Annotated in this window: 11 protein-coding genes; 9 read left to right on the top strand and 2 right to left on the bottom strand. The window is 53.4% G+C overall.

Annotation, left to right across the window (positions count from 1 at the left end):
• Nucleotides 1-76 precede the first annotated feature (76 nt).
• Nucleotides 77-976, top strand: coding sequence for a carboxylate/amino acid/amine transporter (locus NA330_RS21440; protein ID WP_001196254.1), 900 nt, complete (start codon nucleotides 77-79; stop codon nucleotides 974-976).
• Here the strand turns inward: NA330_RS21440 and metR are convergent.
• Nucleotides 864-1,817, bottom strand: coding sequence for an HTH-type transcriptional regulator MetR (metR, locus tag NA330_RS21435; RefSeq protein ID WP_000569786.1), 954 nt, complete (start codon nucleotides 1,815-1,817; stop codon nucleotides 864-866). The two genes, NA330_RS21440 and metR, sit on opposite strands and share 113 nt — an antisense overlap.
• Before the next feature lie 235 nt (nucleotides 1,818-2,052).
• Here metR and metE point away from each other — a divergent pair, with 235 nt between their 5' ends.
• The gene (gene metE, locus NA330_RS21430) at nucleotides 2,053-4,317 is read left to right on the top strand and encodes a 5-methyltetrahydropteroyltriglutamate--homocysteine S-methyltransferase (protein WP_023241742.1); all 2,265 of its coding nucleotides are present in this window, start codon (nucleotides 2,053-2,055) and stop codon (nucleotides 4,315-4,317) included.
• Between the two features lie 335 nt (nucleotides 4,318-4,652).
• Nucleotides 4,653-5,996, top strand: coding sequence for an anaerobic sulfatase maturase (locus tag NA330_RS21425; protein WP_023241743.1), 1,344 nt, complete (start codon nucleotides 4,653-4,655; stop codon nucleotides 5,994-5,996).
• 79 nt (nucleotides 5,997-6,075) lie between these two features.
• On the opposite strand, the gene NA330_RS21420 is transcribed toward NA330_RS21425, so the two are convergent.
• Nucleotides 6,076-6,888: a dienelactone hydrolase family protein gene (locus tag NA330_RS21420; RefSeq protein WP_023241744.1), complete on the bottom strand. Its 813-nt coding sequence runs from the start codon at nucleotides 6,886-6,888 to the stop codon at nucleotides 6,076-6,078.
• A 258-nt stretch (nucleotides 6,889-7,146) separates the two neighbouring features.
• On the opposite strand from NA330_RS21420, the gene udp reads away from it, so the two are divergent.
• From udp to tatA, 6 genes are all read left to right on the top strand, one after another.
• Nucleotides 7,147-7,908, top strand: a complete 762-nt coding sequence (udp, locus tag NA330_RS21415; protein WP_000045169.1) for a uridine phosphorylase — start codon at nucleotides 7,147-7,149, stop codon at nucleotides 7,906-7,908.
• A gap of 139 nt (nucleotides 7,909-8,047) precedes the next feature.
• Complete coding sequence (gene rmuC, locus NA330_RS21410) at nucleotides 8,048-9,478, top strand: DNA recombination protein RmuC (protein WP_023241745.1); 1,431 nt, start codon at nucleotides 8,048-8,050, stop codon at nucleotides 9,476-9,478.
• 95 nt (nucleotides 9,479-9,573) lie between these two features.
• Complete coding sequence (ubiE, locus tag NA330_RS21405) at nucleotides 9,574-10,329, top strand: bifunctional demethylmenaquinone methyltransferase/2-methoxy-6-polyprenyl-1,4-benzoquinol methylase UbiE (RefSeq protein ID WP_000229009.1); 756 nt, start codon at nucleotides 9,574-9,576, stop codon at nucleotides 10,327-10,329.
• Between the two features lie 9 nt (nucleotides 10,330-10,338).
• Nucleotides 10,339-10,944: a ubiquinone biosynthesis protein UbiJ gene (ubiJ, locus tag NA330_RS21400; protein WP_001116090.1), complete on the top strand. Its 606-nt coding sequence runs from the start codon at nucleotides 10,339-10,341 to the stop codon at nucleotides 10,942-10,944.
• Nucleotides 10,941-12,581 (top strand): ubiquinone biosynthesis regulatory protein kinase UbiB, encoded by a 1,641-nt coding sequence (ubiB, locus tag NA330_RS21395; protein WP_000187559.1) that lies wholly within the window; start codon nucleotides 10,941-10,943, stop codon nucleotides 12,579-12,581. The genes ubiJ and ubiB overlap by 4 nt, the downstream gene beginning before the upstream one ends.
• Before the next feature lie 205 nt (nucleotides 12,582-12,786).
• The gene (gene tatA, locus NA330_RS21390; RefSeq protein WP_000508972.1) at nucleotides 12,787-13,041 is read left to right on the top strand and encodes a Sec-independent protein translocase subunit TatA; all 255 of its coding nucleotides are present in this window, start codon (nucleotides 12,787-12,789) and stop codon (nucleotides 13,039-13,041) included.
• Nucleotides 13,042-13,044: the final 3 nt, after the last annotated feature.

The raw sequence follows: 13,044 nt of genomic DNA, 5'->3' as shown, positions 1-13,044 counted from the left end.
ATTGTTTGTTAGTTGACCAGTTGTCAACTTCACTCTCCGCTACAATGGGTGTTTCCTGTTTTAAGAGACATCCATTGTGGCGCTACTCATCATTACCACTATCCTGTGGGCTTTCTCCTTTAGTCTATTTGGCGAGTATCTTGCCGGGCATGTCGATAGCTATTTCGCGGTGCTGATACGCGTTGGGCTGGCGGCGCTCGTTTTTCTGCCGTTTTTGCGTTCTCGCGGGCACAACCTAAAAACCATCAGCCTGTATATGCTGGTGGGGGCGATGCAGCTTGGCATCATGTATATGTTGAGCTTCCATGCTTACCTCTACCTGACCGTATCCGAACTGCTGCTGTTTACCGTTCTGACGCCGCTCTATATCACGCTGATTTACGATGTGATGAGTCAGCGTCGTTTGCGCTGGGGCTATGCATTTAGCGCGTTGCTGGCGGTGATTGGCGCCGGGATTATTCGCTACGATCGCGTGACCGACCATTTTTGGGTCGGTTTGCTCCTGGTGCAGCTTTCTAATATCAGTTTCGCTATCGGAATGGTGGGGTATAAACGTCTGATGGAGACCCGTCCCATGCCGCAGCACAACGCCTTTGCGTGGTTCTATCTGGGGGCGTTTTTGGTGGCGGCGGTGGCGTGGTCGCTGTTGGGGAACGCGCAAAAGCTGCCGGAAACCACGCTGCAATGGAGCATTCTGGTGTTTCTCGGCGTGGTGGCGTCCGGCATTGGCTACTTTATGTGGAACTATGGCGCTACCCAGGTAGACGCCGGGACGCTGGGTATCATGAATAATATGCATGTTCCCGCAGGACTGCTGGTTAATCTTGCCATCTGGCATCAGCAGCCCCACTGGCCAAGCTTTATTACAGGCGCGGCTGTGATCCTGGCTTCGCTGTGGGTGCATCGAAAATGGGTCGCTCCGCGCTCCGCACAAACGGCAGATGATCGCAGGCGTGATCCCGCGTCGAGCGAATAAACGCCTCGGTCACCGCCTGACGCTGGTCGCCGTCGCGCACGGCGGCATACAGGCGGCTCCACAGACCATCGCCCAGGGTTTTGGTCACCACCAGACCCTGGCGCTCAACGCTTTCCACCACCCAGTGCGGCAGGGCAGCAATGCCCATTCTGGCCGCCACCATCTGAATCAGCAGTAGCGTATTATCCACGCTTTTCAGCAGCGGACTGATACCCGCCGGTTGCAGGAAATGTCGCCAGACATCCAGTCGGCTGCGCTGCACCGGGTAAATCAACAGCGTTTCGCTGGCTAAATCTTCCGGCGTAATCTGCGTTTTGCTGGCCAGCGGATGGTCGGGCGCCAGCACCAGTCGGACTTCAAAATCAAACATCGGCGAATAATGCAGCCCGCTGCGCGGCAAAATATCCGACGTCATCACCAAATCCAGCTCGCCTTGTTGCAAGGCCGGTTGCGGATCAAAAGTGACGCCGGATGTGAAATCCATTTCTACCTGCGGCCAGCTTGCACGGAAGTTTTCCAGCGCCGGGGTCAGCCACTGAATACAGCTATGACATTCAATAGCGATGCGCAGACGAGTTTGCTGCGGTTCGTTGCACGCCTGCAGCGCACGGCTGATTTGCGGCAGCACCTGGTTTGCCAGTTGCAGCAGAACTTCCCCCTGCGGCGTAAAGCGCAGCGGCTGGCTTTTACGCACGAACAGGCGGAAGCCAAGGCGTTGTTCCAGATCGCTGAACTGATGAGACAGAGCGGATTGGGTCTGGTGCAGCACCGCAGCAGCAGCAGCCAACGATCCACTATTCCGCAATGCCTGGAGTGTTTTCAGATGTTTAATTTCGATCATGAAAGTCCTTCACTTCGCCATGAACAAATTGCGCTTGAGGAATATACAGTACCTTTACATTATGGATGTGTAAACATCCAGACGTCCAAAATCCGTCGTCTTTTAAATTGATGGTGCGTTGGCTGCGTTTCCTCACCCCGGTCACTTACTGATGTAAGCTCCCGAGGATGAGCAAACTTGCCGCCTTCCCTGAATTTAAAATACTTAGGATTTACATATAATTAGAGGAAGTAAAATGACAATATTGACTCATACCCTCGGTTTTCCTCGCGTTGGCCTGCGTCGCGAGTTGAAAAAAGCGCAAGAGAGCTACTGGGCGGGGAACACAACGCGTGAAGCGTTACTGACGGTGGGGCGCGAACTGCGCGCGCGTCACTGGGAGCAGCAGAAACAAGCGGGTATTGACCTGTTACCGGTAGGCGACTTTGCCTGGTACGACCATGTTCTGACCACCAGCCTGCTGTTAGGCAATGTGCCGGCTCGTCATCATAACAACGACGGTTCCGTGGACATCGACACTCTGTTCCGCATTGGCCGCGGTCGCGCGCCAACCGGCGAACCGGCGGCGGCAGCGGAAATGACCAAATGGTTTAATACTAACTATCACTACATAGTACCGGAGTTCAGCAAAGGCCAGCAGTTCAGACTCACCTGGACACAGTTGCTGGAGGAGGTGGACGAAGCGCTGGCGCTGGGGCATAAGATCAAACCCGTACTGCTGGGGCCTGTCACGTATCTGTGGCTGGGTAAAGTGAAAGGCGAGCCGTTTGACCGCCTGACGTTGCTGAAAGACATTTTGCCGGTGTATCAGCACGTACTGGCTGAACTGGCAAAACGTGGTATTGAGTGGGTCCAAATTGATGAGCCAGCGCTGGTGCTGGAACTGCCGCAGGCGTGGCTGGATGCCTTCAAACCGGCTTACGACGCGCTTGCCGGCCAGGTGAAGCTGTTGCTGACGACCTATTTTGAAGGCGTGACGCCAAACCTGGACACTATTATCGCGCTACCGGTACAGGGGTTACATGTTGACCTCATTCATGGCAAAGATGATGTAGCGGAACTGCATCAACGTCTGCCGGTCGACTGGCTGCTCTCCGCAGGCTTGATTAACGGGCGTAATGTCTGGCGCGCCGATTTGACCGAAAAATACGCGCAGATTAACGCCCTTGTGGGCAAACGCGCGCTGTGGGTAGCATCCTCCTGCTCTTTGCTGCACAGCCCGATCGATCTCAGCGTCGAAACGCGTCTGGATACGGAAGTTAAAAGCTGGTTTGCCTTTGCGCTGCAAAAATGCGGTGAACTGGCGTTGCTGCGCGATGCGCTGAACAGCGGCGAAACGGCGGCGCTTGAGGAATGGAGCGCACCGATTCAGGCTCGTCGTCACTCCCGTCGCGTACATAATGCCGCGGTAGAAAAACGCCTGGCGGCGATCACCGCGCAGGACAGCCAGCGTGAGAATCCGTATGAGGTGCGCGCTGAAGCGCAACGCGCCCGCTTTAAACTTCCCGCCTGGCCGACGACGACTATCGGTTCGTTTCCGCAAACCACGGAAATTCGCGGCCTGCGTCTGGACTTCAAAAAGGGCAACCTCGACGCGAATAACTACCGCACCGGCATCGCCGAACATATCAAACAGGCTATCATCGAGCAGGAGCGTTTAGGGCTGGATGTGCTGGTACACGGCGAAGCCGAGCGAAACGACATGGTGGAATACTTCGGCGAGCATCTGGACGGCTTCGTCTTTACCCAGAATGGTTGGGTGCAAAGCTATGGCTCCCGCTGTGTGAAACCGCCGGTAGTGATTGGCGATATCAGCCGTCCGGCACCGATTACCGTGGAGTGGGCGAAATATGCCCAGTCGCTGACCGACAAGCCGGTAAAAGGGATGTTGACCGGCCCGGTGACTATTCTTTGCTGGTCATTCCCCCGCGAAGACGTGACCCGCGAAACGATTGCGAAACAGATTGCGCTGGCGCTGCGTGATGAAGTCGCGGATCTGGAGGCGGCGGGGATTGGGATTATTCAGATCGACGAACCGGCGCTGCGTGAAGGTTTACCATTGCGTCGCAGCGACTGGGACGCCTATCTGGAATGGGGTGTGGAAGCCTTCCGCATCAACGCGGCGGTGGCGAAGGATGAAACTCAGATCCACACCCACATGTGTTACTGCGAGTTCAACGACATTATGGATTCGATCGCCGCGCTGGACGCGGATGTGATCACCATTGAGACCTCCCGCTCGGATATGGAGTTGCTGGAGTCGTTCGAAGCGTTCGACTACCCGAACGAAATCGGGCCGGGCGTGTACGATATTCACTCGCCGAACGTGCCGAGCGTCGAGTGGATTGAAGCCCTGCTGAAGAAGGCGGCACAACGTATTCCGGCACAACGCCTGTGGGTGAATCCGGACTGCGGTCTGAAAACTCGCGGTTGGCCGGAAACCCGCGCGGCGTTAGCGAACATGGTCAAAGCGGCGCACAATCTGCGTCAGGCGAAATAACCCATCCTGACCGCTGCGTTTATCCGGCAGCAATGCGGCGCTACCCTTTGACGGGTAGCGCCCGTGTCTGACCCTGATTAACAGCGCCTCTTTCTTCTCATTTCCCTTTTTCTTATTTTCCGCGCTGTCTTTTTCAGGATCTGGCTATTTGGCGATCTTGATAATAAAAAGGTTCTCCGTATGAATGACAACCAGGCTGATAGCGTCCCTGGAAGCAGCGCGGCGGATTTTATTGCCTCGCAGATCGTTTTTCCTGTCATGATCGCCCAGCGCTCTCATAGCACAAAACGAGGTTTTCCATTCTGTTATGTTCCCTGGCGACGATAAACGTCGCATTGTCTCATGGCGCTGGTGAACCTTATTTTTTAACGGAGATGTCTGACATGGCGGTAGCAGGTTGTCACGTAATGGCCAAACCCGGCGGCGCGATCTGCAATATTGATTGCACATATTGCTTCTATCTTGAAAAAGAGGCGCTGTACCCGGAACGCAATAAAAACTGGCGAATGTCGGACGAGACGCTGGAACAGTTTATACGCCAGCATATTGCCGCGCAGAGTGGCGACCGCATTGACTTTGCCTGGCAGGGCGGCGAACCGACCATGATGGGGCTACCGTTTTTCCGCCGGGTTGTCGCATTATGTGAAAAGTACGGCGATGGGCGAAAAATCACTCATGCGTTGCAGACGAACGGCATCCTGGTGAATGACGAGTGGGCGCGCTTTTTCGCTGAACAGCATTTTCTCATCGGTCTCTCTATCGACGGCCCGGCGTCGTTACACAACCACTATCGGCTTAATCGCGCTGGAAAAGGAACTCATGAACAGGTCGTCGCAGCAATGGCGCGGCTTAAAGCGCACCATGTCGACTTTAATACCTTAACCGTCGTGGGAAAACATAACGTCGGTCATGCAGCAGACGTCTACGAATTTCTTCTGGCGGCGGGATCGCGTTTTATTCAGTTTATCCCGCTGGTAGAGCGAATGAGCACCGATAACTCATCGGTACTTAATCTGGTGATGCCCGGCGAAAGCGCGGCGACGCTGGCGCCATGGACGGTACCGTCGTGGCAATATGGCGAATTTCTCAACCAGATCTTTGATATCTGGGTTCGTCGCGACGTAGACCGCGTCTATGTGCAGATGTTTGACGTGGCGTTAGCCGCCTGGACGGCGCAGCAGCCGGTACTGTGTGTACATTCCGAGACTTGTGGACATGCCTTCGCGTTGGAGTCGAACGGCGATCTCTACAACTGCGACCACTTTGTCTACCCGGAGCATCTGCTGGGGAATATCCACCAGCACAGCATCAAAACCTTAAATAATAGCGAGCGGGCTATTGCCTTTGGCGAGGCCAAGCGGGAGACCCTGACCGCCGATTGTCGTCGCTGTGACTACCGCTTTGCGTGTCATGGCGGCTGTCCGAAGCATCGCTTTGCCGTCTCGCCGTCCGGTCATCCTGCGCATAATTACTTGTGTGCGGGCTATAAGCATTTTTTCCAGCACGTTACGCCGTATATGAATGTCTGGCGGGAGCTGCTGGCGCAAGGCTATCCGATGGCATCGATCATGCGCTGGCTGGCGCAGGACTCGCGTAAAGACACAGGAGCCGTCAGTCGTAACCATCTCTGTCCCTGCGGCAGCGGCAAAAAATATAAAAAATGCTGTGGTAAAGCATAGCTAACGTGGCGATGACGCTTTGTTGAGCCTATACCGACTCCGGTCTCGTAGGCCCAACAAACATCGTAATGCGCTGTGGTTAGCCTTTTTTCCCGCCGTACTGAGCGAACCATTCCAGCATTCTTTGCCAGCCGTCTTTCGCTGAGGCTTCGTGGTAGCCCGGACGATAATCGGCATTAAACGCGTGCCCTGCATCGGGATAGACCACGATTTCCGCCTTCGCATTAGCGGCGCGTAGCGCCTGACGCATGGTTTCCACGCTCTCCTGTGGAATACTGGTATCCTGTCCGCCGTATAAACCCAGTACCGGCGCGTTAAGATCGGTGGCGATATCAATGGGATGCTTCGGCGAATTGAGTGACGTGTCGCCCACCAGCTTGCCGTACCACGCTACCGCCGCTTTTAACTGTGGGTTGTGCGCGGCGTATAGCCAGGTAATTCGGCCTCCCCAACAAAAACCGGTGATCATCAGCCGATGCGCATCCCCGCCGTTGCGCGAAGCCCAACTGGCGACGTGATCCAGGTCGGCAAGGACTTGCGAATCGGGTACTTTAGCCACCAGCCCGCTCAATAATGTGGGTATATCGGCGAAATCATTGGGGTCGCCTTCGCGGAAATAGAGCTCCGGCGCGATAGCGAGATAGCCTTCCAGCGCCAGTCGTCGGCAAATATCGCGAATGTGTTCATGTACGCCAAAAATTTCCTGTACCACAATGACCACAGGCAGCGCGCCGTCGCTTGCCTTTGGTCTGGCGTAATAGGCTGGCATATCGTCGCCCTGAGAGGGAATCGACGTTATCCCCGCGCTAATGGCCCCATCAGGCGTATGAATCATCGTAGGGGCAAGTGGGGAAGCTGCAGGTGCAAAGCCGGATGGATGTGTCGTTGTCATGGTATTCTCCGTACCCTTAAAAAATAGCGCAATCTTAACTATAGACAGTGTGTAACAAACCACATTGCCTTAAAGCGGCTATCTTTTGTGCAATGCCTGGCGATATTGATTATTTATTGTGATACGCATCACTTTTTAATGGTAAACGAGTGCAATTGTTTTACATCATAGTGATTGCTGTCACGAAAATATCTTTATGCCTTAGGTAAAGTGTCTCTTTGCTTCTTCTGACAAACCCGATTCACAGAGGAGTTTTATATGTCCAAGTCTGATGTTTTTCATCTCGGCCTCACCAAAAACGATTTACAAGGGGCCCAGCTCGCCATCGTCCCTGGCGATCCTGAGCGTGTGGAAAAGATCGCCGCGCTGATGGATAAGCCGGTTAAGCTGGCATCTCACCGCGAATTCACCTCCTGGCGCGCTGAGCTGGATGGCAAAGCAGTTATCGTTTGCTCTACCGGTATCGGCGGCCCGTCTACCTCTATTGCCGTGGAAGAACTGGCGCAACTGGGTATTCGTACCTTCTTGCGTATCGGCACCACGGGGGCTATTCAGCCGCACATCAACGTCGGCGACGTTCTGGTAACGACCGCATCCGTACGTCTGGATGGGGCGAGCCTGCATTTTGCGCCGATGGAATTCCCGGCGGTTGCCGACTTTGCTTGCACCACCGCGCTGGTTGAAGCCGCGAAATCGATTGGCGCCACGACTCACGTTGGCGTAACCGCCTCTTCCGACACTTTCTATCCGGGTCAGGAACGTTACGACACCTATTCTGGCCGCGTTGTTCGTCGCTTCAAAGGCTCTATGGAAGAGTGGCAGGCGATGGGCGTGATGAACTACGAAATGGAATCCGCTACGCTGTTAACCATGTGCGCAAGCCAGGGGTTACGCGCAGGTATGGTGGCGGGCGTTATCGTCAACCGTACCCAACAAGAGATTCCGAATGCGGAAACGATGAAACAAACTGAAAGCCACGCGGTGAAAATCGTCGTGGAAGCGGCCCGTCGTCTGCTGTAATTCTCCTCTCTTTTGCAAAGGCCGACGCGTTCGGCCTTTTCTTTTTGCGTGGCGCCTCGCAGGAAATCCCTTTTAAACTGGACGTTTATACAGCACAATTCTATTTTGTGCAGGACAGTGTGGTTCCAGGAGAGGTGTTGTGGATATTACTCTTATGATAAGCGCCATCGTGGCGCTGGCGGCTGGGGCGGTGATTGGCTGGCTGGCGACGAAAGCGCACGCCGATCAAATCCGCGCCGATCTTATCGAAGAACGGCGTGAGCTGGATATCGAACTTAGCGCGGCCCGGCAGCAATTAGCGCAAGAAGCGCACTGGCGCAGTGAATGCGAGTTACTTAATAACGAACTGCGTAGCCTGCACAGTATCAATACCTCTCTGGAAGCCGATCTGCGTGAAGTCACGACCCGTCTGGAAGCGACTCAGCAACACGCGGAAGACAAAATCCGTCAGATGATCAACAGCGAACAGCGTTTAAGCGAGCAGTTTGAAAATCTGGCGAACCGTATCTTTGAACACAGTAATCGTCGCGTAGACGAACAAAACCGACAAAGCCTGAATAGCCTGCTGACGCCGCTGCGTGAGCAACTGGACGGTTTTCGCCGCCAGGTTCAGGAGAGTTTTGGCAAAGAAGCGCAGGAACGGCATACGCTGGCGCACGAAATTCGTAATTTGCAGCAGCTTAACGCGCAAATGGCGCAGGAAGCGATCAACCTGACGCGCGCCCTGAAAGGGGACAATAAGGCGCAAGGAAACTGGGGCGAAGTTGTGCTGGCGCGGGTGCTGGAGGCATCCGGACTGCGTGAAGGCTACGAATACGAAACCCAGGTTAGTATTGAGAACGATGCGCGCTCGCGGATGCAGCCGGATGTCATCGTCCGCTTGCCACAGGGCAAAGATGTGGTCATCGACGCTAAAATGACGTTGGTCGCCTACGAGCGTTACTTTAACGCTGAAGATGACTATACGCGCGAGGCCGCTTTACAAGAGCACATCGCCTCGGTGCGCAATCATATTCGCTTACTGGGGCGTAAAGACTACCAGCAGCTTCCCGGCCTCCGCTCGCTGGACTATGTTCTGATGTTTATCCCCGTAGAACCCGCTTTCCTGCTGGCGTTAGATAAACAGCCCGAACTGATAACCGAGGCGCTGAAAAATAACATTATGCTGGTAAGCCCCACGACGCTGCTGGTGGCATTACGGACAATCGCCAACCTGTGGCGCTATGAACACCAGAGCCGCAATGCGCAGCACATCGCAGACAGAGCCAGTAAGCTCTACGATAAAATGCGGTTATTCGTTGATGATATGTCAGCGATCGGTCAGAGTCTGGATAAAGCGCAGGATAACTACCGCCAGGCGATGAAAAAACTTGCGTCGGGGCGTGGCAACGTTTTGGCTCAGGCGGAGGCTTTCCGGGGGCTAGGCGTGGAAATCAAACGCGAGATTAATCCGGATTTAGCGGAACAGGCCGTTACGCAAGATGAAGAATATCGTTTACGATCGATCCCTGAAGGGCGGCAGGATGAACATTATCCCAATGATGAACGGGTGAAGCAGCAGTTAAGTTAACCCATACGGAGTAGTTTAGTCCTGGCGCAGAGTAGGGCAAATTGGCCCAATCTGTTACACTTCTTGAACATTTTTATCGATAAGCAGGCACTGAGATGGTGGAAGATTCACAAGAAACGACGCACTTTGGCTTTCAGACCGTCGCTAAAGAGCAGAAAGCTGACATGGTGGCCCACGTTTTTCATTCTGTGGCGTCAAAGTACGATGTGATGAATGACTTAATGTCATTTGGCATTCATCGTTTGTGGAAGCGCTTCACCATTGATTGCAGTGGCGTGCGTCGTGGACAAACCGTTCTCGATTTAGCGGGTGGTACGGGCGATCTTACCGCGAAATTTTCACGTATGGTCGGGGAAACTGGCAAAGTTATCCTGGCGGATATTAATGATTCCATGCTCAAAATGGGGCGTGAGAAGCTGCGTAATATCGGCGTGATCGGCAACGTAGAGTATGTGCAGGCGAATGCCGAAGCTCTGCCTTTCCCTGATAATACGTTTGATTGCATTACCATTTCGTTTGGTTTGCGCAATGTAACGGAAAAAGAAAAAGCGCTGCGGTCAATGTTCCGTGTGTTGAAACCCGGCGGACGTTTACTGGTGCTTGAATTTTCCAAGCCTATCATTGAGCCGCTGAGTAAAGCGTATGACGCCTATTCTTTCCATATTTTACCGCGTATTGGCTCGATGGTCGCAAACGATGCGGATAGCTATCGGTATCTCGCGGAATCCATCCGTATGCATCCCGATCAGGATACCTTAAAAGCCATGATGCAGGACGCCGGATTTGAGAGCGTGGATTATTACAATCTGACGGCGGGTGTTGTGGCATTGCACCGTGGTTATAAATTCTAGGAGAGTGGAATGCCTTTTAAACCCTTAGTGACCGCAGGAATTGAAGGTCTCCTCAATACGTTTCTGTATCGTTCGCCAGCGCTGAAATCAGCCAGAACGCGCTTACAGGGAAAAGTACTGTGTGTGAAACTAAAGGGATTTTCGACGCCATTAGTCCTGGTATTCAGCGAACGCCAGGTTGATGTGCTGGGGGCATGGGAAGGCGAAGCGGACTGTACGGTAATCACTCAAGCTAGCGTTTTGCCAAAACTACGCGATCGTCAGCAGCTGGCCGCGCTTATTCGCAGCGGCGAACTGGAAGTGCAGGGCGATATTCAGGTCGTGCAAAATTTTGTGGCGCTCGCCGATCTCGCCGAATTCGATCCTGCGGAGCTGTTGGCGCCATACACGGGTGATATTGCGGCGGAAAGTATCGGTAAGGCCGTGCGTGGCGGGGCTAAATTCCTGCGCCACGGGTTTCAACGCCAGCAGCGTTATGCCGCTGAAGCGATCACTGAAGAGTGGCGTATGGCGCCTGGCCCGCTGGAAGTCGCATGGTTTGCCGAAGAAACCGCGGCTGTTGAGCGCGCCGTAGATTCTCTGACCACACGGCTGGAAAAACTGGAGGCCAAATGACGCCAGGTGAAGTACGGCGCCTATATTTCATCATCCGCACGTTTTTAAGCTACGGCCTTGATGAGCTCATCCCCCGAATGCGTCTTACACTGCCACTCCGATTATGGCGCTATTCGCTGTTCTGGATGCCAAACCGGCATAAAGATAAATTGCTGGGTGAACGATTAAGACTGGCGTTGCAAGAGCTGGGACCGGTCTGGATCAAATTTGGTCAGATGCTCTCCACACGCCGTGACCTGTTCCCGCCGCAAATCGCCGATCAGCTCGCTTTGCTCCAGGATAAAGTCGCGCCATTCGATGGTCGGCTGGCGAAAGCCCAGATTGAAGAGGCGATGGGGGGGCTACCTGTCGAAGCCTGGTTTGACGACTTTGATATCCAGCCTTTAGCGTCGGCGTCAATCGCCCAGGTACATACCGCGCGATTGAAATCAAACGGTAAAGAAGTGGTTATTAAGGTCATTCGCCCGGATATTTTGCCGGTAATTCAGGCAGACCTGAAACTGATTTATCGCCTTGCTCGCTGGGTACCACGCCTGTTGCCGGATGGGCGTCGTCTGCGTCCGACGGAAGTGGTGCGTGAGTATGAGAAAACGCTGATCGATGAGCTGAATCTGCTACGGGAATCGGCCAACGCGATTCAGTTACGCCGCAATTTTGAAAATAGTCCCATGCTGTATATCCCGGAGGTGTACTCCGATTACTGTAGCCAGAACATGATGGTGATGGAGCGGATATACGGCATTCCTGTTTCGGATGTGGCGGCGCTGGAAAAGAACGGCACCAACATGAAACTGCTGGCGGAACGCGGAGTTAAAGTTTTCTTCACCCAGGTTTTCCGCGACAGCTTTTTCCATGCGGACATGCATCCGGGAAATATTTTTGTCAGCCATGAACACCCTGAAAATCCGCAATATATCGGCATTGACTGCGGTATCGTCGGGTCGCTAAACAAAGAAGATAAGCGTTATCTGGCAGAAAACTTTATCGCGTTTTTTAATCGCGATTACCGAAAGGTGGCGGAGCTGCATGTCGATTCAGGCTGGGTTCCGCCAGATACCAACGTTGAAGATTTTGAGTTTGCCATCCGCACCGTCTGTGAACCTATCTTTGAAAAGCCGCTCGCGGAAATCTCGTTTGGTCATGTGTTGTTAAACCTTTTCAATACAGCGCGTCGATTTAACATGGAAGTCCAGCCGCAACTGGTGTTGTTGCAGAAAACATTATTGTATGTTGAAGGGGTTGGGCGACAACTTTATCCTCAGCTTGATTTGTGGAAAACGGCGAAGCCGTTTCTTGAGTCCTGGATCAAAGATCAGGTGGGTATTCCGGCTCTCACGCGGGCTCTTAAAGAGAAAGCGCCGTTCTGGGTCGAAAAAATGCCAGAAATACCTGAACTGGTGTACGACAGTTTGCGCCAGGGCAAATATTTACAGCACAGTGTTGATAAGATTGCGCGCGAGTTACAGGTAAACCATGTGCGCCAAAGTCAGTCTCGTTATTTATTGGGAATTGGCGCAACGCTGTTACTGAGCGGGTCATTCTTACTCGTCAACCGCCCTGAATGGGGATTGATGCCCGGCTGGCTCATGGTCGGCGGCGTAGTTGTCTGGCTGGTTGGCTGGCGTAAAACTCGTTGAGATTTTTTATCGCTCAACGCCGGTTGTGTCACGCAGGTACATATTATCACTCGAGGCAGTACTCAGGCCGCAAGTCAATGTCGTCCCGGTCGTATGTAAAAGTATGTGAATAGGGCGGGCGAAAGCGGCTAACAAAGAGGCAGCGCGAAGGATAATGTGTATAATGCGGCCCTAATAATTCATCATCTATCACAGAGGAACATGTATGGGTGGTATCAGTATTTGGCAGTTGTTGATTGTTGCCGTTATCGTCGTACTGCTGTTCGGCACCAAAAAACTCGGTTCCATCGGTTCCGATCTTGGCGCGTCTATCAAAGGCTTTAAAAAGGCCATGAGCGATGATGATGCCAAACAGGATAAAACCAGTCAGGACGCTGATTTTACCGCTAAATCTATCGCGGATAAGCAAGGCGAAGCGAAAAAGGAAGACGCTAAAAGCCAAGATAAAGAGCAGGTATAATCC

It is taken from the genome of Salmonella sp. NW722, assembly GCF_051702785.1.
GTDB lineage: Bacteria > Pseudomonadota > Gammaproteobacteria > Enterobacterales > Enterobacteriaceae > Salmonella > Salmonella enterica.
Note: the sequence above shows the minus strand (reverse complement) of the source record. Positions and strands in the feature narration are given on the sequence as shown.

Excerpts from the sequence above, each read along its gene's own strand:
- metR (WP_000569786.1), bottom strand. The coding sequence starts at position 1,817 with ATGATCGAAATTAAACATCTGAAAACACTCCAGGCATTGCGGAATAGT.
- metE (WP_023241742.1), top strand. The coding sequence starts at position 2,053 with ATGACAATATTGACTCATACCCTCGGTTTTCCTCGCGTTGGCCTGCGT.
- NA330_RS21420 (WP_023241744.1), bottom strand. The coding sequence starts at position 6,888 with ATGACAACGACACATCCATCCGGCTTTGCACCTGCAGCTTCCCCACTT.
- udp (WP_000045169.1), top strand. The coding sequence starts at position 7,147 with ATGTCCAAGTCTGATGTTTTTCATCTCGGCCTCACCAAAAACGATTTA.
- ubiE (WP_000229009.1), top strand. The coding sequence starts at position 9,574 with ATGGTGGAAGATTCACAAGAAACGACGCACTTTGGCTTTCAGACCGTC.
- ubiJ (WP_001116090.1), top strand. The coding sequence starts at position 10,339 with ATGCCTTTTAAACCCTTAGTGACCGCAGGAATTGAAGGTCTCCTCAAT.
- ubiB (WP_000187559.1), top strand. The coding sequence starts at position 10,941 with ATGACGCCAGGTGAAGTACGGCGCCTATATTTCATCATCCGCACGTTT.
- tatA (WP_000508972.1), top strand. The coding sequence starts at position 12,787 with ATGGGTGGTATCAGTATTTGGCAGTTGTTGATTGTTGCCGTTATCGTC.